Raw genomic sequence first — 23,894 nt, 5'->3', positions numbered from 1 at the left:
TTTAAATTATCTTTTTATTCCTTCTAAATCTAACAAAAAACTGTATTCTTTAGCTATTTCCTTAATAGCTTCAAACCTTCCCGAAGCACCTCCGTGACCTGCATCCATATTGGTGTCTAAATACAATATATTATTATCTGTTTTCAAATTTCTCAACTTGGCAACCCATTTGGCCGGCTCCCAATATTGCACTTGTGAATCATGCAAACCGGTAGCAACGTACATATTTGGATATTCCTGTGCCGTAACATTGTCATAAGGCGAATACGAAAGCATATAATTGTAATACTTTTTTACATTCGGATTACCCCATTCGTCATATTCTCCGGTAGTCAGCGGAATGCTGTCATCTAACATAGTGGTTACTACATCAACAAATGGTACTTGAGCTATTACGCCGTGATACAAAGAAGGCGCCATATTGACTATAGCTCCCATCAAAAGGCCGCCCGCCGAACCACCTTCGGCATACAAATGTTGGCTCGAAGTATACTTTTGAGCAATTAAAAATTGAGAGCAATCTATAAAATCCGTGAAGGTATTTTTCTTTTTCAAGAGTTTACCATTTTCATACCAAGGTCGGCCTAAATCTTCACCACCTCGAATATGAGCAATGGCATAAATAAAACCTCTGTCCAATAAACTCAACCGAACCGAGGAAAAATAACAATCCATAGTTACTCCATACGACCCATAAGCATATAATAAGGTCGGATTTTGCCCGTTCTTTTTCAATCCTTTTCGATAGACCAATGATATTGGTACTTTGGTTCCGTCTTTTGCGGTGGCCCAAATTCGTTCTTCCGTATAATTATTTTTATCAAACTCTCCTCCCAATACTTCTTGTTCCTTCAAGATGGTTTTGGTTTGGGTTCGCATATTAAAATCAATAACCGATGATGGCGTGGCCAATGACTGGAAACTGTAACGAAGTATTTCGGTTTCAAAATCGAGATTGGTAGTCGTATAAGCCGTAAATGTTTCACTCTCAAAAGGTAAATAATAAGCTCCTTCCCCACTCCAAGGCATGATGCGAATTTGATTCAATCCATTGTATCGTTCAGTTACCACCAAATATGCTGCAAAAATATCAATATCTTCCAGCAGCACTTCGTCTCGGTGCGGAATAACATCCACCCAATTTTCTTTTGCGGTGGCGTCTTCCGGAGTTTTCATCAACTTAAAGTTGGTGGCCTTGTCTTTATTGGTTACTATGTAAAAATGATCCCCAAAATGCGACATTGAATATTCCAAACCCCGGGTTCTTTTTTGAAAAATGGTAAATTTATCATCCGGTGTGGCTGATAAAACCATTCGATATTCCGTGGTCATAGTACTGTTGGAGTTGATAATGATGTATTTTTTCGATTTCGATTTGTACACCGAAACATCAAAGGTTTCATCTTTTTCAAAAAACACCAAAACATCCTGACTAGCTGCAGTGCCTAACTTGTGTTTATAAATCTTATCTGCTCGTAAGGTTTGTTCGTCTTTTCTCGAATAAAATAAGGTTTGATTGTCACTTGCCCAAGTTGCACCGGCTGTAGTGTTTTCTATGGCAACTGGCAAGATTTCTCCGGTCTGCAAATTTTTGATTTGAATGGTATATTGCCTTCTCGAAACCGTATCTACGCCAAAACTCGCCCATACATTGTCTTCACTTACACTCAAACCTGATAAGTTGAAATAAGCGTGTCCTTTGGCCATTTCGTTGCAATCAAACATGATTTCTTCAGGCGCTTCCATACTGCCTTTTTTTCGGGAATGAATCGGATAATCTTTGCCTTTTTCAAATCGGGTAATGTAAAAGTAACCATTGTAAAAATAAGGCACCGACTCGTCATCTTCCTTGATGCGGGCTTTCATCTCTTCGAATAAACTGTTTTGGAAATCTTTAGTATGGGCAGTTGATTTTTGGTAATATTCGTTTTCTTTATTCAGATAATCAATAACCTCAGGATTCTCTCTTTCGTTTAACCAATAATAATTATCAGTTCTCGAATGACCATGCTTTTCGAGTAATTTAGGAATGATTTTCGCTTTGGGCGGTTGTATGGCGTTTGACATTAGTATTGTAATAGTTAATATAGGAACAAAAATAAGTATTATGCCGGCATGACTTTAGCAAATCTGCGGAAGTTATGCACTTAGAAATTAACAGTATTTCATACCTTAGCACTTTAATTTAAATGAATACCTATGTTTGGAGACATGATGAACATGATGGGTAAACTCAAAGAAACCCAACAAAAAATTGAAGCTACAAAACAATGCTTAGACAGCGTATTGATTGACGAAAAAAGCAATGACAACTTATTAAATGTGACTGTTACCGCTAACCGCAAAATACGCTCGATTACTATAGATGAAAGTTTGTTGGCCGACAAAGAGCAACTGGAAGATTACTTGATTTTGGTACTGAACAAAGCCATTGAAAAAGCGACTACTATTAATGAAGCCGAATTGGCTGCCGTGGCCAAAGAAGGCATGCCGAATATACCGGGCATGGACAAGTTCTTTTGATTTGAATCAGAATTTGATTTTGGTCAAAAGCTCCAAAACATATTCATGCAACACCTGCTTGTAGTCTAAATGCGTCACCATGCGTAATTTGCCTTGTCCCATAGAGCTGATGAGAATACCTTTGGATTTAAGGGTTTCTATAACTTGTTTCTCTGTTAAAGGTTTTCTGACTTCAAAAATCACGATGTTGGTTTCAGTTGGTGACACACTTTCTACCCAATCCAACTGTTTTAAAATTTGCCCTAACTCTTTGGCTCTGCGATGGTCATCTTCTAATCGGTTGAGGTTGTTTTGTAAAGCATAAATACCCGCAGCGGCTAAATAACCCGATTGTCTGAGGTTACCACCAAATATTTTTCGGATGCGTAAAGCTTTGTGCATGGTTTCAGCATCGGAAACCAAAACAGAACCTATGGGCGCGCCTAGTCCTTTGGAGAAACAAACGGAAATCGTATCAAATAGTTCCCCATATTGTTTGGGATGTTGCTTTTTGGCCACCAAAGCATTCCACAAACGCGCACCGTCTAAATGATATTTCAAGTTGTTATCGACACAGACTTGCTTGATTTTATGCAACTCGGTAATATCATAACAAGCACCGCCACCTTTATTGGTGGTATTTTCAATGCCAACCATTTTGGATAATGGCGCGTGGTAAAACTCGGGATCATTGATACCTGAAGCTACTTGTTCGGCGGTAATCATGCCGCGATGACCATCTAATAAATTAAAATTCACCCCACTGTTGAAGGAAGCGCCACCGGCTTCATATAAATGGATGTGCGACCATTTATCGCAAATAATTTGGTCTCCCGGATTGGTATTTAATTTAATCGCGGTTTGGTTGGCCATAGTTCCGGATGGAAAAAAAAGCGCTGCTTCCATCCCAAACAAATCAGCCACCATTTTTTCAAAAGCATTTACAGTGGGATCTTGTTTGAACACGTCATCACCAACTTTGGCGTTGAACATGGCTTGCAGCATTTCGGGTGACGGTTTGGTTACAGTATCGCTGATTAAATTTATTTCCATATAAAGAATAATAGTCTACTTTTGTGAGTTGTTACTAGCCCCGATGGGAACGGCATCCTTTTGTTTCGTTGCCAAACGAGGCAAAAGATATAGTGGACAGCGGGAAAAAGCTTCTAATTTAAAAACACAAAACTACATTATTTATGACAAATACCGAACAAATAAAAGGTATTGTAGAACGCCTTGGTGCGTTGAGGAGGTATCTTTGACATTGATGCCAAGCTGATTGAAATTACCAACGAAGAGGAAAAAACTTTTGCACCCGACTTTTGGAACAACGCTAAGGAAGCCGAAATTATTGTTAAAAACCTTCGCTCGAAGAAAAAATGGGTGGAAGATTTTAACAAGACCGAAAGTTTAGCGGAAGAATTGCAAATTACTTACGAGTTTTTTAAAGAAGGCGATGCCACCGAAGAAGAACTCGACCACCAATACGAATTAGCCAATACACATATCGAGAATTTGGAATTCCGCAATATGCTTTCGGACGAAGGCGACAGTTTGAGTGCTGTATTGCAAATTACGGCCGGAGCCGGTGGTACGGAAAGCTGTGATTGGGCTTCGATGTTGATGCGAATGTATTTGATGTGGGCCGAAAATCAAGGCTATAAAATCAAAGAGCTTAACTTTCAGGAAGGCGATGTGGCTGGCATAAAAACCGTGACTTTGGAAATTGAAGGCGATTTTGCTTTTGGCTATTTGAAAGGTGAAAACGGTGTGCATCGATTGGTGCGTATTTCCCCTTTTGACAGTAATGCAAAACGTCATACTTCTTTTGCCTCCGTTTATGTGTATCCGTTAGCCGATGATACTATTGAAATTGAAATCAATCCCGCCGATATAGAAATTATTACTTCACGTTCAAGTGGTGCCGGTGGACAAAACGTTAACAAGGTTGAAACCAAAGTACAGTTGTTTCACAAACCAACCGGTATTCAGATACAGTGTTCGGAAACACGTTCGCAACAAGACAACCGCCAACGAGCCATGCAAATGTTAAAATCGCAGTTGTATGAAATTGAATTGAAAAAGCGTCAGGAAATGCGTAGTGATATTGAAGCCGGGAAAATGAAAATTGAATGGGGTTCGCAAATTCGCAATTATGTGATGCATCCTTATAAATTGGTAAAAGATGTTCGCACCGGTTACGAAACCAGTGATGTTGACGGCGTAATGAACGGTAATATTGATGAATTCTTGAAAGCCTATCTGATGATGATGGGACAGAAAGAGGAAGAATAACGTTATTTTCTGTTTTGGATTATTAGGATATTCAAATCTGTTTTCATTTATTTGAAATCTATAACCAACCAAAACCACTATGCGTTCTTACTCAATTGAAGAAATAAATGAGGTGATACAAGGCGAAATCGTCGGTAGTACTTTACATAAAATTACAGCTCCGGAGCAGTTAGAATCTGCTTCGGAGACTGAAATATCCTTTATCGGCAACAAAAAATATGAAAAGCATTGGGCTATATCTAAAGCTTGTGCTGCCGTTGTAAACCAGGACATTAGTATTGAACCCGGAGACCAGCGCGCTTTTATCAAAGTAAAGAATGCTGATTTAGCGATGTCGCAAGTATTAGAACTCTTTGCTCCTTCTCCTCCTATATTTTCTGTAGACATTCATCCAACAGCAATTATTGATGATACTGTATCTATCGGAAACGGCGTTAGAATTGGTGCCGGTAGTTATATTGGTCCCAATGTTGTTATTGGTGAAAATACAACTATTTATCCTAATGTTACTATTTTAGACGAGTGTACTATTGGCCAAAACACCATCATTTGGTCGGGGACAGTGATACGCGAACGTTGTCATGTAGGAAGTCATTGTATTTTACATCCAAATTGTACCATTGGCGCTGATGGCTTTGGCTTCAGACCTTGTCTGGAAAGAGGTTTGGTTAAGATACCGCAAATCGGAAATGTTATTTTAGGCAACGGTGTGGAAATTGGTGCTAACTCTTGTGTTGACCGAGGCAAATTCAGTTCAACTGTGTTAGGTGATGGTTGTAAGATTGACAACTTGGTACAAATCGGACACAACTCAAAACTCGGCAAATTCTGTATAATGGCCGGAAATTCGGGCTTGGCCGGCTCAGTAACGCTAGGCAATGGTGTCATTATTGGCGGAAGTGCTTCGATAAAAGACCATACAACTATTGGCGACGGTGCCATCATTGGTGCTGGTTCGGGTGTGGCGGCAGACATTGAAGCCGGAAAAACGGTTTTAGGTTATCCTGCCGTTGATGCACGCGATGCTTTGAAACAATGGGCAATTTTAAAACGATTGGTGAGAGACTCGAATAAATAATTACGAATTACAAATTGGTGAAACTACCGTTTAAAATTTATAAGAAAGAATTCGTAATTTATAATTCCTAATTCATAATTAAATTTTATATTTGCCATGAGGATTCCGTAAAGGAAGTTACACCTCACCGCATAAGTCGATCGCTCCAGGTCGGCTTTTGTATTTTATAGCAATGATGAAGCCCAAAACAGTTGACTGTTTTGGGCTTTTTTAATTGAAAAAAATTGAATTTATAAAACCTCTTTCAGAAAATCTTTTAAGGCAATCCAAGAACGTTTGTCTGCTAACTCATTGTAAGCAGCGCCTCTGCTATTGTCACTTCCGGCATCTTTATGTGTAAAAGCATGGACGGCATTGGCATAGAAAATCATCTGCCAATCGGCACCTGAAGCTTTCATTTCGTTTTGAAAATTATCAACTTCTTCTTTTGGCACAAAAGGATCGTCGGCACCGTGAAGTACTAAAACTTTTGGAGCTATTTTGCCAAAAGCTCTTGAAGAATCTTTTCCCAAACCTCCATGGAAAGAAACAGCTCCTTGTACTTTTAAGTTCCCTCTGGCAGCTTCCAAAGCACCGGTACCGCCAAAACAGTAACCCATAACTACAATTTTATCCGGATTAGCTCCTAGTTTAACCAATTGATCCAAAGCCAATTGAATACGTTTTTGGTATTCAGCATAATTTTTTTTGTAATAGCCGGCATTTTTTCCGGCTTCTGCAGTGCCTTTGGGACGATTGTCTAGGCCATAAATATCGGCTACAAAAGTATAATAACCCAATTCAGCAAGTTTTGTTGCCGTTTCTTTGGAATGTTCATCAACTCCAAGCCAAGCAGGCAATATTAATACGCCCGGTTTGTCATTTGAACCATTTTTAGGTTTCATTCCAAAACCACTTAGGGCCTTATCACCATCTTGGTAGTCAACCGGTGACAATTGAGCATTAGCTTCCAATGAAAAAGCCATAAGAATAACTAAAAATATCGATTTAAATTTCATAGCATAAATATTTGAATCAAAATTAAAAAATCCATATCGAAACAAACGTTAATTAAATAAAAAACGTTGAGGATTATCAATATAAATTCAGATTGCAAAAGGCAGTATTGCTATTAAAGCTACTCGATTTAAATTGAATTTAAAAATTTCACAAGGTTAATTACATCATTCTCTTTTGAAAAAGAGGTGTCATTACTCTTAATAAAATCTACAATTGGATTCTCTTTGTCGGGAAACATTTTTATTAATTCCTTTTTATTTTTGGGAAAAGGCACAATTACACCATCCATTTTTATAAAAAAAGTATCTTTTTGTAATTCATAGCGAGCAGGCGAATCTCTTGCATAAGTATTCGTGGCTTCTACTTTTGGGATCAGATTAACTTTTTCTTTCTTGAATAAAGAAATTTTTTCACCATTACTTACTACAATCAAAAATCCTTTAATAATTTCTTTACCCGGTTTGTACTCTAAATAGCTATACTTTTTTTTGCTATTTAAAAAATCAACTTCTAAACTATCTGATTTAACCAAATAGAGAATTTGTTCATCCTTTTGAAATTCCATTTCATCTTTATGAGCATTGTATCGTAGTAAAAAAACACCTTGATATCCTGAAACATTGGCAGGTAAAAATGTTTCGGCTAAGTAAGGACTTCCTTGTATGTTTTTTTCCTCAGTTTCAAAGGTTCTTGTGAGATCAAGTCTTTGTTTAGCTGTAATGATTGTATAACCTGAACGAACTTGTTGAGAAAACATTGGAAAAGAAATTAATAAAATAAGGCTAAAAATGTATTTTTTCATAATTATGGAGATTAATTCGTAGACAAACATAAGATATTTATGAGAAAAAACACATAAAATCTCTATTTTTAAATTCCTATTTCAATCTGAAATCGAACATACCAATTGTTTTTGGTACTGCCATCAAAATATTTCAAAGTATCATAATTCACTTCGGCTTGCAATTTAAAAGCGTGCTCCCAAATATATTTGGTTACGCCAACCGAGTATTCACGGGTATTGGGTGCCAAAGCAGCAATATCATCACCAACATTTTGGATGGAGTAACGCGCTATGAATTCGTAGTTAGACTTGGTGTTGTAACTGGCTTGATAATCGAATCCGTTACCCACAAAAACAAAACTGCGTTCCGTCAGATCATCGGGATTGACCGTTATGGCATTTTCGTTAGTGGTTCTTGACATATAACTCATCATAGCAGCCCAACCATTGTATTTGAACATGGCATCGAGCAAAACAGATTTCATGGTTCTTCTCTCAAACAAATCATTTCCGAGTTGTCCTTGCGTTCGTTGAGCATGATTGTTTTGTTGGAAAGCACCTGACATTAACAGCTTTGGCTTCTTTTCTCGTAAAATATCTCCTTCAAAATAAGTACCGTCTTTGGCAAAAGCACCGAAAGGAAATAGTTCTATCTTTCCGGTAACCGCAACACCGTCATCGGCCTTTCCGGTTTGATTTCGGCCTTCTCCACCTGAAAGAGCGGCTTTCAAGTTGTAGGAAAATTTACCCTTAAACTCGTTCATATTATGTACTTGAAAACCAAAATCACGATCAATAGTAAACTTGGCGTTATTGATGGTTCTGTCTGTTAACTGCAAACCGCCTGAAGAGTTAACACGCTGACGGTTTCCCGGCAATTTGGTCTGACCGAAACTGATGTTCCAGTTTTTATTAGGTCGGTAAAAAACTACCGCATCACGGATGATATTGATGTTTTCTCCATCTTTCACTTCACCAACATCACCCGGTGCAAAAGAAAGCTGAATGGCATATAAAAATTTAGGGTTACCAACATAACCATCAAATCGCAAACGCAAACGTCTTACCTGGCCGTCATAAGCTCCGTCTTCCCCTTCTTCATTTAAATAGGTAGCACGATTTTGCATCCTGAAGCGAATATTCATTTGAAAAATACTGTCGGGTGATGTCATCCCAATCCCTTTTCCAAAACTATAATATGGCAATGCTGATAATTTGATGTCATTATCATGTTTGGTTTGCTCTATGGTAATTTGAGCCGAAAGTGAAATTGATACGAATAGCGTAACAATCAGTACTATTTTTTTCATTTTTTAGTTGCGTGTATTGTGTTTATTCTTAATAATAATTTGATGTTTTGTAAATGATTTGGTAACAAATAAGAATTGGTTATAAAAAAAGCCAACAATACAGTTGGCCTCTTAATATGTATTTTTTTAAATAAACATTTTAAGTAAATAATAAACTAAAGCGGCTAAAACGGCTGAGACTGGTATGGTTAAAATCCAAGCCCACAATAGCTTAACAGTCACACCCCAACGAACGGCTGAAACCCTTTTGGTCACACCAACCCCAATAATAGAACCAGTAATAGTGTGCGTGGTAGACACAGGGATTTTAAAATGTTCTGTTGAAAATAAGGTCAAAGCTCCGGCTGATTCTGCAACAACACCTTCAAAAGCGGTTACCTTAGTAATTTTGGAGCCCATTGTTTTTACAATTTTCCAACCACCACTTAATGTCCCTAAAGCAATAACCGTATAACAAGTTAACGGAATCCAACCCGGCATCACACCCTCGATTTTAACCCCATCTTTTTCAGAAGGCAAAACCACATTCAAATCCAACCAACCGGCAGACATGTCAATATTCGGATTTGATTTGATATAAACTGCAACCGCAGCGGCAATAATTCCCATTACTTTCTGGGAATCATTTCCACCATGACCCAAACTGAAAGCGGCAGAAGATAACAACTGCATTTTCTTTAAAACTTTTTCAGCTTTGGCTGTAGAAAAACTACTGAACAATAAGTTGAATACAGCTAAGCTGTAAAATATGATGGCTACTAAGAACCATTTGATATTGTGTGGCTCAGTAATTACACTCCAAAATTCACTCTCGAATCTAGGCTTTTTAATGTCTTCAAAAGGAACCATTATCGAGTACAAGAACCAGCCGACTAATAGCATTAATACAACAGTTAAAACTTTAGGCCATACATTTTTTTTGGAGGAATACATCAACCAAAGAGAAATGAAATAGGAAATCAACATTCCTAACAAGGGTGCGAATACAATAAATAAGATGACTATAAAAACCCCCGAAGGCAATAATTCTCCTTCTTTGGCATCTTTTAACCAATTTACAATTTTGAACCCAGCGTGTTCAGGATCAGTTACATCTCTAAAACCATGTGCAATGGCTGCTCCGGCAAATCCACCAATCAAAGTGTGAGAGGATGAAGATGGAATTCCTTTCCACCAAGTGACTAAATTCCATACAATAGCTGCAATGACACCGGCCAAAATCACCGTCAAGTCAATACTACTTGTGTGAGCGGTTTTAGCTACCGTATCAGCCACTCCAAATCCAAAAACCCAATAGGCTAAAAAGTTGAAAATAGCTGCCCATAGAACAGCCTGAAATGGCGTTAAAACCTTGGTGGCTACAATCGTTGCTATAGAGTTAGCTGCATCGTGAAAACCATTGATGTAGTCGAAAACAAGAGCAAGAAATATTATGATTAATAATAAAGTAAAGTCCATAAAAAGTCGGTTTTATTGAAACTGTTTATGAATGTTTTACTGAAATTTGTTCCATTACGTTGGAAACACTTTTGCATTTATCAGAAGCTGATTCCAATGCTGAAAGCACTTCTTTGTACTTAATGATGTTTTTAACATCGGTTTCATTTTCAAAGATATCGGCAACAGCTTTGTCAAATACTGAATCTGCTTTACTTTCCAACTTATTGATTTTTTTACAAGTCTCTTTTATTGCCTTGTGGTCTTTCATGTCTTTCAATTGTTTGACACCGGTATTGATTAACTGACAAGACTCTAAATTAATTTCAGTTAGTTTTCTGATAGACTTGGTGATTTTCTCTACTTGGTACAAACGCATTCTGCTGGCCGCACCATGCATATAATCGGCTACATTATCAATGGCTTTAACCAAAGCATGAATATCTTCTCTATCAAAAGGCGTGATAAAGTTTCTGCTTAACTCCAAGTGAGTTTTGTGGGTAATCTCTTCTATAGTTGCTTCTAATTCTTCAATCTTTCTGAAATAATCTTCACGCTCTGCTTTTGGTGCATTTACGGCTTCGTGAAGTGTTTCTGCTAAAATTACTAAATTAGCTGTGGCTTGTTCGAAAAGTGGAAAGAATTTTTTATCTTTTGGAACTAAAAACTGAAAAAGGTTGTTTATAGACATGGTGTTAAAATTTGATGCAAATGTATTACTCTAATGTTAAGTGAATATTAAATATGCCATTGATGTTTTAGCTGCAATTTACAATTTGTTAACATTTAAATCAGGGAGTAATTTCGCAGTCATTTCTCATTTTGAAAACGTTTTCGTAGCTTAGCCTCCCAAATACAACAAACTATATCACACTAATTACTATATGGATATCAACTTTAATAAAAACGAAGATTATAACAAACTTTTAGTCACCGATTTAAAACAACGTTTAGTCAAAGTTAAACTCGGCGGAGGCGAAAAACGCATCGAAAAATTACATGCCGAAGGTAAAATGACCGCTCGGGAACGTATTGATTATTTATTAGATGATAAAGCCAAAAGTATTGAAATCGGCGCTTTTGTGGGTGATGGAATGTATACCGAACACGGCGGTTGTCCTTCAGGAGGTGTGGTAGTAAAAATGGGGTACATCAAAGGAAAACAATGTATCGTTGTGGCCAATGACGCTACTGTAAAAGCAGGCGCTTGGTTTCCGATTACCGCCAAAAAGAATTTGCGTGCCCAGGAAATCGCTATGGAAAATCGCTTGCCAATTATCTATTTGGTTGATTCTGCCGGGGTATATTTACCCATGCAAGATGAAATTTTCCCCGATAAGGAACACTTCGGACGCATCTTCAGAAACAACGCCATCATGAGCAGTATGGGCATTACCCAAATTGCGGCAGTAATGGGAAGTTGTGTGGCCGGTGGTGCTTACTTACCGATTATGAGTGACGAAGCAATGATAGTGGATAAAACCGGTAGTATTTTCTTAGCCGGAAGTTATTTGGTAAAAGCAGCTATTGGTGAAAATATAGACAATGAAACACTTGGTGGCGCTACTACTCATTGCGAAATCTCAGGTGTGACCGATTATAAAGCCAAAGATGACAAAGACGCTTTAGACCGAATCAAAAGTATAGTCGGAAAAATCGGCGACTATGAAAAAGCAGGATTCAACCGAGAAAAACCCCAAAAACCGGCCTCAGACGAAAAAGAAATCTACGGTATTCTACCCAAATCGAGAGCGGAACAATACGATATGATGGAAATCATCAAGCGTTTGGTCGACCACTCCGAAATGGACTTATACAAACCCGATTACGGCAAATCCGTCATTACGTGTTATGCTCGAATTGACGGTTGGGCAGTGGGAATTGTAGCCAATCAACGAACGGTTTCTAAAACCAAAAAAGGTGAAATTCAATTTGGTGGCGTAATCTATTCTGATTCTGCTGATAAAGCCACTCGTTTTATAGCCAATTGCAACCAAAAGAAAATTCCGTTGGTCTTTGTACAAGACGTTACCGGTTTTATGGTAGGTTCAAAAAGTGAGCACGGCGGAATTATTAAAGATGGTGCTAAAATGGTGAATGCGGTTTCCAATTCGGTTGTGCCGAAATTTACAGTGGTAGTAGGAAACTCCTACGGCGCCGGAAACTACGCCATGTGTGGAAAAGCCTATGACCCGAGATTAATATTTGCTTGGCCAAGTGCGGAACTCGCTGTAATGGGCGGAACGCAAGCTGCTAAAGTGTTGGCCCAAATCGAAGCGTCTTCCTTAAAAGCCAAAGGCGAAACCGTAGATGAAAAAACCGAACAAGCATTATTTGACAAAATCAAAGCGCGATACGATGCCCAGGTTTCACCCTATTACGCAGCCGCAAGATTATGGACAGATGCGATTATCGATCCGTTAGAAACCCGTACTTGGATTTCAATGGGAATTGAAGCAGCGAATCATGCACCAATAGAAAAGAAATTTAATTTAGGTGTGATACAAGTTTAAAAGACATATGAAACAATTACTTTTCATACTAATTGTATTGTTAAGCAGTACAATCAATGCTCAAACGGATGAGTATTCAGGCAGCTACGCTTTTTATGTAAAAGCCAAAAAAGGGGAAATCATAGACTACAAGCTAACCTTGAATGCTGATCATACGTTTCTTTTTACGAGTTATGTGAATAACAATACAAATGAATATTTTCAAAAAGGAAAGGGAACTTGGAGCGTGGAAAATAAAATAGTCAAGTTTACTACTGAACCTACGGATTTAGATAAAGAACACAACTTAAACTTCTCCGGTTCTACAGCCAGATTAATTAAAAAATCGCCACGAGATACCTCGGATAAAATTATTCCAACTGCTTTACAGTTTTATAAATCCAAAATTTTTTGGATTGCTAACTTGAAGCTTTTACGCTCCGATTAATGAGCATATTTTTAAGGATAAGTTTATCCTTTTGAAGATTAAACCATTAATGAAAATTAGCGTCTTAAGTTGAATATGAAATTTTATTATTATGAGATTATTGATCTTTTTTTCTTTTCTTCTATTGTCGTGTAACAACGATGATGCTACTACACAGCAATCCTCCGGTGCGTACAGAATAACAAAAGCCATTACTTACAACAATATTGATGTCAATGTTATCATCGACAAACCAGACATCAATGAAGTGGATGTTTTAATTACTTATCACGGGACTGTACAAAGTGATAGTAATATATTACCCGCTGCAGAAAACACCCTGAACCAATTCAAAAATATTTTAAGTCGACAAGATATGATGATTGTTAGTGTTGCTCATCCCCAACGCAATATACTTTTTGGCGACAACATCAATCAAGCAGAAGCAGCTTTATTATGGGTGAAACACCGAGCAAACCAAGAATTAGGAATCACAGTTAAAAAGATATTTTTAGCCGGACATTCTCAAGGAGGATATTTGGTTACTCGTCTCAATACTATGCATCAAACTAATGGAGTAATTGCCAATGCTCCGGGGCCATTGAATTTAGTTTTTAGATGCCAATTGGAAGAGAATGGTCAAACCCCATCTAGTTATGTTTGTGATAATTTAAGAAATGAATACGGAAATACCGTAACAGACTCTAATGCCTATTATCAAAGATCATTATTAAATTTCACCAATGGCTTCAAATCGGATATATTATTTGTGCAAGGGTTAGATGATATGGCTATTCAAATGTACTCTTGGCCAACATTTAAACAAGAGGTAATGAATTGTACAAATTGTTTGAGTCGCCAATTTGTTGAAATATCCGGCGCCGGACATGGAGCACTTTTTGAAAGCCAAACAGCAAAGAATGAATTCAACAACTTCATCAATAATCATTAATTTTTAAAAAAATCTGCTGTGAAACACAAGATAATAATCTCTTAGTGTATTTTATTGAATTGCTTTTAATTCCACTCCTAATAATCTTTGATATGTAAACGGTTGGATGATTAAAAGAATCTCAAAAGTCTGATTGTCTATTTTAATTATTATTATTTAGATTTCTTATTAGCTTTGCAGCGATGAAGTCAAATTCTCGTTTTATCGCTTTTTCTCAAGACATTTCAGGTATTCCGCTACCGGAAAAATTCACTTTTCTATTCTATTATGAACCGCATGAGTTAAGCATTATTGCGGCTAATGAATTACAAAACTACCTCGAAACCCAAACCGATTTTGAGCACAACTTCGGACTCAAAGAAGCCCAAGACGGATTAGTCATCGGAAAAATGTTTGGCGTTTTGGTGGTGCAAAATGCGGAAGGAACTTTAGGTTATCTCTGGGCTTTTTCAGGAAAACTAGCCGACCAAAATCACCATTCGATGTTTGTGCCGACCGTGTTTGATATGTTGGAAGAAAACAGTTTTTTTAAACAGGGAGAAGTCTTATTAAACAATTACAATAAAAAGATTGAACAGCTTGAAAATGATATACTTTATCTTAAATCAATTAAATTATTAGAAGAAACTAAATATCAAGCTGAAAAAGAAATTCTGGAGCAAAAGGAAAAGATAAAACTCGGTAAAAAACGCCGCGCCGAAATCCGTAAAAACAACCCTAAAGCCGATTTAGAACAACTCAATAAAGAAAGCCAAGAAGAAGGGATTTTACTCAAAAAAATGACACTTTATTGGAATCATTTACTGAAGGCAGCCAACCAAACTGTGGAGCAATTCTCGGAGAAAATCAACCAACTCAAAGACGAACGCCGACAAAAATCGGCTGCCTTGCAACAACAATTGTTTGCTGAATATGCTTTTCTAAACCAATACCAAGAACTGAAAAGTTTGGGAGCAATTTTCAATGGCAATCCACCTGCCGGAGCCGGAGAATGCGCTGCACCTAAATTACTGCATTACGCTTTTCAAAATAAGCTGAAACCCATCGCAATGGCCGAATTTTGGTGGGGACAATCTCCTAAATCAGAAGTTCGAAAACACGGGCAATTTTATCCGGCTTGTACCGGAAAATGCGAACCTATACTAGCGCACATGCTTAAAGGTATTCCACTGGAAAACAATCCGTTTCAAATCAATCCGGCTGAAGGCAAAACCCTTGAAGTTGTTTTTGAAGACGAGCATTTGGCAGTAGTCAACAAACCCGCGGAGTTTTTATCTGTACCGGGAAAACTAATCTCGGATTCGGTATACACTCGCGTTAAAAACCTTTATCCTAAAGCTACCGGGCCATTGGTAGTGCATCGTTTGGACATGTCAACTTCTGGTTTACTATTGATTGCTAAATCGAGTGAAATCCATAAAAATCTTCAATCACAATTCATTAAGAGAAAAATCAAAAAACGTTATTTGGCTTTGCTTGATGGTTTGTTAAAAGAAGACAAGGGTATAATCGATTTACCGTTGCGAGTAGATTTAAACAATCGCCCGAATCAAATCGTATGTTACGAAAATGGCAAACCGGCCCAAACCCATTGGGAAGTAATTGAGCGACGTGCCAATCAAACGCTGGTCTACTTCTACCCGATTACCGGCAGAACGCACCAACTTCGAGTACATGCGGCACACCAACTCGGATTAAATACTCCAATCGTTGGAGATGATTTGTACGGAAGCAAAGCTAATCGTTTGCATTTGCACGCAGAAAGTATTACTTTTAAACATCCCATTTCAAAAGAAATAGTTACAATTTCTATAGCTGCTGAATTTTAATTCGTAACAATTATTGGGTTTCAGACTCATTGTAAAAAGCATTTTCCATATGAAAAAAATAATAGGTTGTTCATTACTATTATTGGGTTTTCAATCATTGATAGCCCAAAATTATACCCGAAAAGACACCCTGCAAGGAGGATTGCGTCAGGAACGAACCTGCTTCAACGTTTTGCGATATGACTTGAATATTAAAATTGATCCTAATGCCAAAACAATCCTTGGCTACAATGACATTATTTTTAAACCGGTAGAAAATTCGACCGCCATTCAAATCGATTTGTTCGAAAACATGAAAGTTGACAGTATCATTTACAATAATCGAAAACTCAGTTATGACCGTGAATTCAATGCTGTTTTTATCAATTTTCCAACACCTTTACTAAAAGACATGCCGGAACAAACCATCCGATTTTATTATTCAGGGAAACCGATAATAGCTCGTAATGCCCCTTGGGATGGCGGATTTGTGTTCAAACAAGATTCCAATGGTAAAGATTGGATTGGTGTTGCTGTTCAAGGTACAGGCGCGAGTTTGTGGTATCCGGTAAAAGATTCGCAAAGCGACGAACCCGACAGAGGCGCAAGCATAAAAGTAGCAGTACCAAACGGTTTGATGAATGTTTCCAACGGCCGTTTTTTAGGTTCAGAGGATTTAAAAAATGGATACACACGCTGGGATTGGGAAGTTAAAAATCCTATCAACACCTATGACATCACAGTTAATATTGCCGATTATGTTCATCTCCACGATAACTACAAAGGATTAGACTTGGATTACTATGTGCTGCGCGAAAACGAAGCCAAAGCAAAAGCTCATTTTGAAGAGGTAAAACCAATGATGGATTGTTTTCAAAGTAAATTTGGAGAATATCCGTTTAAAAATGATGGGTATAAACTGGTCGAAACGTCTTACTTAGGCATGGAACACCAAAGTGCAGTAGCTTATGGCAATCAATACTTTAAAGGTTATTTGGGCAGTGATTTATCCGGTACAGGTGTTGGTTTAACATTCGACTTTATCATCATCCACGAAACCGGTCACGAATGGTTTGGCAACAGTATTACCTCGAAAGATATTGCCGACATGTGGATTCATGAAGGTTTTACACAATACACCGAAATAGTTTATGTAGAATGCCAACAAGGCTATGAAAAAGCGATGACTTATGCCAACGGTTCAAAGAAGAATGTCAAAAACGACAAACCTATTCTAGGAAATTATGGGGTAAACAGTGAAGGTTCGGGCGATATGTATCCCAAAGGTGCTTTGTTGCTCAATACTTTACGCCATGTTGTAAATGATGATGCTAAATGGTGGAAAATGATTTTAGATTATGCCAATACTTTCAAACACCAAATCATTGATACCGAAACTGTGATTTCATTTTTCAATACAGAAAGTGGTCTGAATTTAACGCCAATCTTTAACCATTATTTACAAAAAACTACCATCCCAAAGCTTGAAATTAAAGTGATTGGAGGAAAAATGGAAGCCAAATGGTCGAATGTCAACGAAGATTTCAACATGCCGATAGACATTTTCCATCAAGATAAAAAAATCAGAATCTATCCTAAGTCTTTGTGGACAGCAACAAACATCAAAGCTAAAAGCCATAGTGAAGTAAAAGTAGCCATTGATAAGTTCTTTATTGAATACTGATCTGTTTTATAAAAAAACTTAAAAACAAACTGTATCTCGTTAATAATTAGTAAATTAGATTGAATTTTAAACTTATTTATTATGGATACTACAGTAAAAGGTTTGAACAAATGGGCCAATGCTCATTCTACAATTTGGTTTGACGCTTTCAGAATTTTATTAGGAGCGTTTTTATTCTACAAAGGAACTTACTTTGTCAGTAACAGTGGAGAATTTGAAAATTTAATTGCACCGGCCAGTAACTTTTTAGGCGGTATGTTTGCCTTTCATTATGTAGCATCGGCACATATTATGGGCGGTATAATGATTGTTTTCGGCTTACTGACGCGTTGGGCTTTAATAGCACAATTACCCATTCTAATCGGGGCTTTGCTAATCAATTTTATCGGCGAAATGAACGGTATAAATGTATTGTTATCCGCAATAGTTTTAGGATTGAGTATGTTTTACACCGTTTATGGTAGTGGCAAACATTCAGCCGATTATTACTTCAAAATGCAAAAATAACTTGGAAAACTATTGAATTAAAAAACGCACCATTAAGTGCGTTTTTTTTTTATTGTAGGGTTTCTTTTCTCATAATTTTGCCGCTGCCGGTTTCTTTAAATTTTGGAATAAAAAGTACTTCTTTAGGTTTTTCGTATTTGTCCAAGTCTTTGTAAATATCGCTTCCTAAATCACAAGTCGCTCCTTCTACCACCAAAATGACTTTTTCTCCTAATTCAGGATCGGGTTTGGAAGCTATAAAAAAGCGATGCGTCATGCTTTGTGACAACTTCTCCTCTATTTGCTCCGGAATTAATTTAATACCGCAGCTATTGATAACATTGTCCATCCTGCCAATGAAAATGAATTGATTTTCATTCACCAACTCAACAATGTCATTGGTTACAATCACTTCATCCGAAATTCTGGCAGCGTGTATCACCAAACAATTTCTGTCGTCATAAGAAATGGTCACTCCCGGTAAAACCGTAAATACTTTTTCTCCTAATTTTCTGGCGGCAATATGGGTAATGGTTTCCGTCATACCGTAAGTTTCGAAAACTTGGGTGGGTAACTTCAACAATTGCCTTTCTAAATTTTTACTGACAGCTGCACCGCCCACTATCATTTTTTTAACTCTTTTCAGTTCAGTCAACGAATTTTGAGCTTGCAAAGGCACCATAGCCACAAAATCAAAATCCATCTCTAAAAGTTCTAACGGATGTGAACTTGGAGCAACAAACTCTAAGTCCAAACCCAAAATCATAGCGCGCACCAACATCATTTTTCCGGCTACATATTTCACTGGCAAACATTGCAAAGCTTTATTACCGGGTTGCAATCCGAAAAAATCTCCGGTAGCCAAAGCCGATTCAACCATAGCCTGTTTACTGACCGAAATAATTTTAGGCGCTCCGGTGGTTCCTGAGGTTTGCATTTCAATGAAAGGTTTGCTATCAAACCAATCCAATAAAAAATCGCCTACCGGCTTTTCAAAGTCTTCTCCTTCTTTGATAAAGCTGTAAGCCACGCGGCAAAGGTCTTCTCGATTGAGGTGAAATCCATTCAATTTGAATTGATTGTGTACATTTTCGTAAGTTGGATTATACATTTTGATCAGGATATTGAGTAGGTTGAATAACTTGTGATTGGATTTTCCCGGTTAATTTACCTTTCCAATCAGTCCATTGGTATTTTCTACTAAAGATAAACAATATTGCCGGAAAAATAATTAATATTGGAGTCAGCACTTCAAATCCAACAGAAGGAGTTGAAATATCTTTGAAAACAGATTCGGTTTTAAGTGCCGACCATTCAGCAGTTACCAATAAGGCTGTAACTATATTATTCGCCGCGTGGAATCCTAAAGCCAGTTCCATTCCATCATCCATTAAGGTAATAATTCCCAGAAAAAATCCGGTTCCTATATAGTAAACCATAATAATATGGCCCATTTTTGCCACCTCAGGATTCATAATGTGCATCAAACCAAACAATATAGAGGTGATTGCCAAAGGAAACCATCGATTTCCGGCCAACAACCCTAATCCTTGCATTAAATAACCTCTAAAAATGAACTCTTCTGTGCTGGTTTGTATGGGCAACAAGGTGAATGAAATGACAACCAAAATCAAAAACGGAATGGGTTTAAAGTTTAATACATAATCTTCCGGTGCAGCATAATAGGCTGCTACAGTCATTATTCCGCTTAGCATTGCCCACAAGCCAAAGCTGAAAAAAATACGTTTCCAATCTACTTTAGCTCTGGCAGTAGTAATATCAATCATCTTGAGTTTATGAACAAATTTTACCACGATGATAATTCCAATCATGGTAACCACAAAAATCAAGAGCATTAAAAACAAAGTGACATTCGGACTGAAAACTTTCATCATCGCTTCTTCAGTAGTAGGCATTGGTTGGCCTGAAGTAAAAGTTTTTACCACCAAAGCAACACCTAACGGAATTTGCCCTAAAAAATAAAACAAGCTGATGATTACAAATCCCAATAAATATTTTAAAGCCGATTGCTGTGAAGTAATTTTATTTTCTAAAAACATGAATACTTTATTTTAATTTCGCCTAAGTTAATTTATTTCTACAAATATCTATTAATTTGCTTTAAAAAATATGCTACAAGTCCTTCACAATCCTCGCTGCGGAAAATCAAGAAATTGCTTGGCCTTTTTATCCGAAACACATCAAACATTTGAAGTGATTCACTATTTGCAAAACCCTTTATCTGAGTCACAAATTAAAGATTTGTTACATAAACTTCAGTTAAAACCAATAGCCTTGGTTCGCCAAAAAGAAAATATTTGGATTGACAACTACAAAGACAAATCCTTAACCGACAATGACATAATTAAAGCATTAAGCGAAAATCCTATTCTCATAGAACGTCCTATAGTGATCAAAGACAACAAAGCAATAATCGCCAGAGAACTTGAAAAGCTTAAAGATTTTATCTAAAAAGCACCTCATTACATTTAACAAAGATTTGGGAATTGTCACTTAAACCAAAGTCTATTTTTGCACTCTAAAGCAAGAATCAAAACCGTTTAAATGAAAAAAATTCAGATTATCACCGTTCTATTTTTATTGTGTAACACATTTTTAGCTTTTGCCCAACCTAATGCAGGACGAGCCAAAGTCAACATCACCGGAAGCGTGATTGATAAAACCAGTAAACTTCCCTTAGAATACGCTACCGTAACTTTAAAAAATACCCAAAATCCCAAAGCTGTTTTTGGCGGAATTACCGACAATAAAGGAAACTTCAATGTTGAAGCTACTGCCGGTGTTTACGACATTATAGTCGAATTTATTTCGTTTAAGCCAACCGAAATCAAGCAAAAACGTCTGAATGAAAATACCAACCTTGGAATTATTTCTTTGGAAGAAGATGCTACCCAATTAAATGAAGTTGTGGTAAGAGCCGAAAAAACTACCGTTGAAATCAAACTTGATAAAAAAGTATACAATGTTGGCCAAGACTTAATGGTCAAAGGCGGAACCGTTAGTGATGTTTTAGACAACATTCCATCAGTATCGGTTGATGTAGAAGGAAATGTAAGTTTGAGAGGTAATGAAAATGTTAGAATTCTAATCGACGGTAGACCTTCGAACGCTATTAACATCACGGAAGCTTTACGATTAATTCCGGCTGATGCTATTGAAAAAGTAGAAGTGATTACCAATCCATCCGCTCGTTATGATGCTGAAGGTGGCGGTGGTTTACTGAATATCATTCTTAAAAAAGGCAAAAATCAAGGAATTAACGGAACTTTCATCGGAACAACCGGTTATCCTAAAAACAACGGTCTAAGCGGAACCATCAATTACAAAACCAAAGAATTCAACTTATTCACCACTCAAGGTTACAACCACAGAGATAATCCCGGAAATGCTTTAACCAATTCCAGATATCTCAACGATGACAACTCTACCAGAGATTACATGAACGAAACTCGTGAAAATGAAAGAGCTAATAAATCGTATAATGGTAACTTCGGATTTGATTGGTTTTTAAGTGAAAGCTTAACATGGACCAATACTGTAAACTACAGAAGAAGCAGTGGTAATAATTTAGATGATGTTTTGCAAAAGTATTATGATGTTAACTTTGACTTTCAGTACGATAGAAACCGTATTAATGATGAAGAAAGCCAAAGTAAAAACATAGAATACGCAACCAATTTTACTAAAAAATTTAAAAAAGATGGGCATAAGCTAACTATTGACGGCTCTTTTGCCAAAAATACTGACGACAATTTAGCTTTCATTACAGACTCAGCTACAAATACCCCAATAATCACTGTAGATGAAACCACCAATAGACAAAAACAAAACCGAAACTTAATCCAAACAGATTATGTCTATCCTTTTGCCAAAGGCAGTCAAATAGAATTGGGTTATAAAGGTGAATTTTTGAAAAACATAACCGACTACAGCGTGGTTACCAATGGTGTTCCTTTTCCGCAGTTTACCAATATACTAGAATACAAAGAATACGTGAATGCTTTCTACACCAGTTATGGTACCAAAATCAAAAAGTTCTCCTTCCTTTTAGGTTTGCGTTGGGAAGATTCAAATATCGAAGTGAATCAGTTGGCTACAAGCGATTTTAATGATAAAAAATACGATAATTTCTTTCCGAGTGCTTTCTTTACTTACGAAATCGGAGAGCAAACAAGCGCTTCCATCAGTTACAGTCGCAGAATTCAAAGACCACGTGGGCGTTTCTTGAATCCGTTCAATAATCTCTCGAGTAACGTAAATATCTTTGTGGGTAATCCCGATTTGGATCCGGCTTTTACAGATGCTGTTGACATTGGTTATATCAAACGTTGGAACAAACTAACATTAAGTACATCGCTTTACGGTAATTTAACTTCCGATTCTTTCCAATTCGTTAGAAGAGAAAGCGGTACCTTCCAAAACGGAATTCCTGTAATCATTAGTTCTCCTATCAATTTAGCCACTGAATACAGAACCGGATTTGAATTTACCTTTAATTATTCTCCATACAAATGGTGGAAACTAAACAGCAACTTCAATTTCTTCTACAATGAAACCGATGGTGATTTCAGTTATATTGACTTCAACGGAAACGAAGTTATTCAAGACTTTGATAACAGCACTGTTGCTTGGTTTACCCGTTTGACCTCCAAAATAACTTTACCTTACAAAATAGATTGGCAAACCAATGCCACTTATAATGGTCCGCAAAAAAATGCACAAGGGAGAAGTTTGGGCGTTTTCAGCATGAACTTAGCCTTCAGCAAAGACATCTTAAAAGACAAAGGAACACTTTCTTTAAATGTAAGCGATTTGCTCAATTCCAGAAAGCGATTAATGGAAACCTTTATCGCCGGAACTGTTGATTCCTATGGAGAAATGCAATGGAGAGAACGACAAATCAACTTCTCATTCACTTACCGTTTCAACGTTCAGAAAAACGAAAGAGAAAAAGAAAGAAGAACTCGTGGCGGCCAACAAGACGATGGCGGTGATTACCCGGGATAATGTAACATAAAAAAAGCCTCGAAATATTTCGAGGCTTTTTTTTACAACAAACTGTCTAAAAAATTATTCAGCTTGTTCGGCTTCTTTTTGCGCTTTTCTCTCTTGCAAAAACTCTCTCACACCACCAAAAACCCAATAAGGGATGATAGCAGTAATCAAGAAAATCATCAACCAAAAACCAATGGTTAAGATTGTCAAGAAAGCTAAGAAGCCTAAATACTGTTGAAATTCAAACATGTTTTCCGGAATTTTTTTGAATTATAAGCAAATGTAAGCCGAATATTTGGGCTTACCAAACAACTAAACATATTTTATCAAATACTTTATCCACATTTTTTTGCACAATTTTCAGGAGCTAATCCGGCTGTCCACGCTATCTTTTCAGCCAATATTACGGTTGACAACCGTAACATTGGCTAAAAAGGATGTTGTTCCCATCCGGGCTAGGGCTTTGGTGTATTTTAGGAAATAAAGCCAAATTACCAATCTGTTTGTTTGATACCCAAAATAAAAAACCCGGTTTAGAGCCGGGTTTTTCGTGATCTGTCAAAATCAAACAAAACAATAATCAAACTATTTTCTTATAAACATGTTGGTGTAATATTTTCTTCC

21 protein-coding genes are annotated in these 23,894 nt (G+C 37.1%); 11 read left to right on the top strand and 10 right to left on the bottom strand.

Annotation, left to right across the window (positions count from 1 at the left end; genetic code table 11):
• Positions 1–6 precede the first annotated feature (6 nt).
• On the bottom strand, positions 7–2,067 hold the full coding sequence (locus ACIQ32_RS03075; protein ID WP_396194209.1) for a S9 family peptidase: 2,061 nt from the start codon (positions 2,065–2,067) through the stop codon (positions 7–9).
• A gap of 132 nt (positions 2,068–2,199) precedes the next feature.
• Here ACIQ32_RS03075 and ACIQ32_RS03070 point away from each other — a divergent pair, with 132 nt between their 5' ends.
• Complete coding sequence (locus tag ACIQ32_RS03070; RefSeq protein WP_396194208.1) at positions 2,200–2,523, top strand: YbaB/EbfC family nucleoid-associated protein; 324 nt, start codon at positions 2,200–2,202, stop codon at positions 2,521–2,523.
• A 6-nt stretch (positions 2,524–2,529) separates the two neighbouring features.
• Here ACIQ32_RS03070 and ACIQ32_RS03065 read toward each other — a convergent pair whose 3' ends face one another.
• The gene (locus ACIQ32_RS03065; protein WP_396194207.1) at positions 2,530–3,555 is read right to left on the bottom strand and encodes a threonine aldolase family protein; all 1,026 of its coding nucleotides are present in this window, start codon (positions 3,553–3,555) and stop codon (positions 2,530–2,532) included.
• A 143-nt stretch (positions 3,556–3,698) separates the two neighbouring features.
• On the opposite strand from ACIQ32_RS03065, the gene prfB reads away from it, so the two are divergent.
• Positions 3,699–4,797, top strand: a protein-coding gene (prfB, locus tag ACIQ32_RS03060) for a peptide chain release factor 2 (RefSeq protein ID WP_396194206.1) whose coding sequence is annotated in 2 segments (ribosomal slippage) — positions 3,699–3,761 and positions 3,763–4,797 — 1,098 coding nt in all. Because the reading frame shifts where the segments join, the coding sequence is not laid out codon by codon here.
• Positions 4,798–4,876: 79 nt separating this feature from the next.
• Positions 4,877–5,875 carry a UDP-3-O-(3-hydroxymyristoyl)glucosamine N-acyltransferase gene (gene lpxD / locus ACIQ32_RS03055; protein ID WP_396194205.1) on the top strand — a complete coding sequence of 333 codons (999 nt, stop codon included), beginning with the start codon at positions 4,877–4,879 and terminating at the stop codon, positions 5,873–5,875.
• Between the two features lie 230 nt (positions 5,876–6,105).
• Here lpxD and ACIQ32_RS03050 read toward each other — a convergent pair whose 3' ends face one another.
• The 5 genes from ACIQ32_RS03050 to ACIQ32_RS03030 all read right to left on the bottom strand — a co-directional run bounded on the left by ACIQ32_RS03050 (position 6,106) and on the right by ACIQ32_RS03030 (position 11,096).
• Complete coding sequence (locus tag ACIQ32_RS03050) at positions 6,106–6,873, bottom strand: dienelactone hydrolase family protein (protein WP_396194204.1); 768 nt, start codon at positions 6,871–6,873, stop codon at positions 6,106–6,108.
• Positions 6,874–7,001: 128 nt separating this feature from the next.
• Positions 7,002–7,676, bottom strand: a complete 675-nt coding sequence (locus ACIQ32_RS03045) for a hypothetical protein (RefSeq protein ID WP_396194203.1) — start codon at positions 7,674–7,676, stop codon at positions 7,002–7,004.
• A gap of 68 nt (positions 7,677–7,744) precedes the next feature.
• The gene (locus ACIQ32_RS03040) at positions 7,745–8,968 is read right to left on the bottom strand and encodes a porin (RefSeq protein ID WP_396194202.1); all 1,224 of its coding nucleotides are present in this window, start codon (positions 8,966–8,968) and stop codon (positions 7,745–7,747) included.
• Positions 8,969–9,094: 126 nt separating this feature from the next.
• Positions 9,095–10,426: an anion permease gene (locus ACIQ32_RS03035; protein ID WP_396194201.1), complete on the bottom strand. Its 1,332-nt coding sequence runs from the start codon at positions 10,424–10,426 to the stop codon at positions 9,095–9,097.
• Between the two features lie 25 nt (positions 10,427–10,451).
• On the bottom strand, positions 10,452–11,096 hold the full coding sequence (locus ACIQ32_RS03030) for a DUF47 domain-containing protein (protein WP_396194200.1): 645 nt from the start codon (positions 11,094–11,096) through the stop codon (positions 10,452–10,454).
• A gap of 193 nt (positions 11,097–11,289) precedes the next feature.
• Here ACIQ32_RS03030 and ACIQ32_RS03025 point away from each other — a divergent pair, with 193 nt between their 5' ends.
• From ACIQ32_RS03025 to ACIQ32_RS03000, 6 genes are all read left to right on the top strand, one after another.
• The gene (locus ACIQ32_RS03025; RefSeq protein ID WP_396194199.1) at positions 11,290–12,918 is read left to right on the top strand and encodes an acyl-CoA carboxylase subunit beta; all 1,629 of its coding nucleotides are present in this window, start codon (positions 11,290–11,292) and stop codon (positions 12,916–12,918) included.
• 7 nt (positions 12,919–12,925) lie between these two features.
• Complete coding sequence (locus ACIQ32_RS03020; protein ID WP_396194198.1) at positions 12,926–13,345, top strand: copper resistance protein NlpE N-terminal domain-containing protein; 420 nt, start codon at positions 12,926–12,928, stop codon at positions 13,343–13,345.
• 91 nt (positions 13,346–13,436) lie between these two features.
• Positions 13,437–14,276 (top strand): alpha/beta hydrolase family protein, encoded by an 840-nt coding sequence (locus ACIQ32_RS03015; protein WP_396194197.1) that lies wholly within the window; start codon positions 13,437–13,439, stop codon positions 14,274–14,276.
• A 182-nt stretch (positions 14,277–14,458) separates the two neighbouring features.
• Positions 14,459–16,105 (top strand): pseudouridine synthase, encoded by a 1,647-nt coding sequence (locus tag ACIQ32_RS03010; protein WP_396194196.1) that lies wholly within the window; start codon positions 14,459–14,461, stop codon positions 16,103–16,105.
• Between the two features lie 49 nt (positions 16,106–16,154).
• Positions 16,155–17,768: a M1 family metallopeptidase gene (locus tag ACIQ32_RS03005; RefSeq protein ID WP_396194195.1), complete on the top strand. Its 1,614-nt coding sequence runs from the start codon at positions 16,155–16,157 to the stop codon at positions 17,766–17,768.
• 81 nt (positions 17,769–17,849) lie between these two features.
• Complete coding sequence (locus ACIQ32_RS03000) at positions 17,850–18,275, top strand: DoxX family protein (protein ID WP_396194193.1); 426 nt, start codon at positions 17,850–17,852, stop codon at positions 18,273–18,275.
• A 49-nt stretch (positions 18,276–18,324) separates the two neighbouring features.
• On the opposite strand, the gene ACIQ32_RS02995 is transcribed toward ACIQ32_RS03000, so the two are convergent.
• Together ACIQ32_RS02995 and ACIQ32_RS02990 are read right to left on the bottom strand one after the other, a co-directional pair.
• Positions 18,325–19,365: an AMP-binding protein gene (locus ACIQ32_RS02995; protein WP_396194192.1), complete on the bottom strand. Its 1,041-nt coding sequence runs from the start codon at positions 19,363–19,365 to the stop codon at positions 18,325–18,327.
• Positions 19,358–20,314, bottom strand: a complete 957-nt coding sequence (locus ACIQ32_RS02990; RefSeq protein ID WP_396194191.1) for a lysostaphin resistance A-like protein — start codon at positions 20,312–20,314, stop codon at positions 19,358–19,360. The genes ACIQ32_RS02995 and ACIQ32_RS02990 overlap by 8 nt, the downstream gene beginning before the upstream one ends.
• Positions 20,315–20,384: 70 nt before the next feature.
• Between ACIQ32_RS02990 and ACIQ32_RS02985 the strand changes: the two genes are divergently transcribed.
• Positions 20,385–20,726 (top strand): ArsC/Spx/MgsR family protein, encoded by a 342-nt coding sequence (locus tag ACIQ32_RS02985; RefSeq protein WP_396194190.1) that lies wholly within the window; start codon positions 20,385–20,387, stop codon positions 20,724–20,726.
• A 93-nt stretch (positions 20,727–20,819) separates the two neighbouring features.
• Positions 20,820–23,282, top strand: a complete 2,463-nt coding sequence (locus ACIQ32_RS02980; RefSeq protein WP_396194189.1) for a TonB-dependent receptor domain-containing protein — start codon at positions 20,820–20,822, stop codon at positions 23,280–23,282.
• Positions 23,283–23,345: 63 nt separating this feature from the next.
• On the opposite strand, the gene ACIQ32_RS02975 is transcribed toward ACIQ32_RS02980, so the two are convergent.
• Positions 23,346–23,519, bottom strand: coding sequence for a hypothetical protein (locus ACIQ32_RS02975; protein ID WP_396194188.1), 174 nt, complete (start codon positions 23,517–23,519; stop codon positions 23,346–23,348).
• Between the last annotated feature and the right edge of the window lie 375 nt (positions 23,520–23,894).

This window comes from Flavobacterium sp., from assembly GCF_044373165.1.
Lineage (GTDB): Bacteria > Bacteroidota > Bacteroidia > Flavobacteriales > Flavobacteriaceae > Flavobacterium.
Note: the sequence above shows the minus strand (reverse complement) of the source record. Positions and strands in the feature narration are given on the sequence as shown.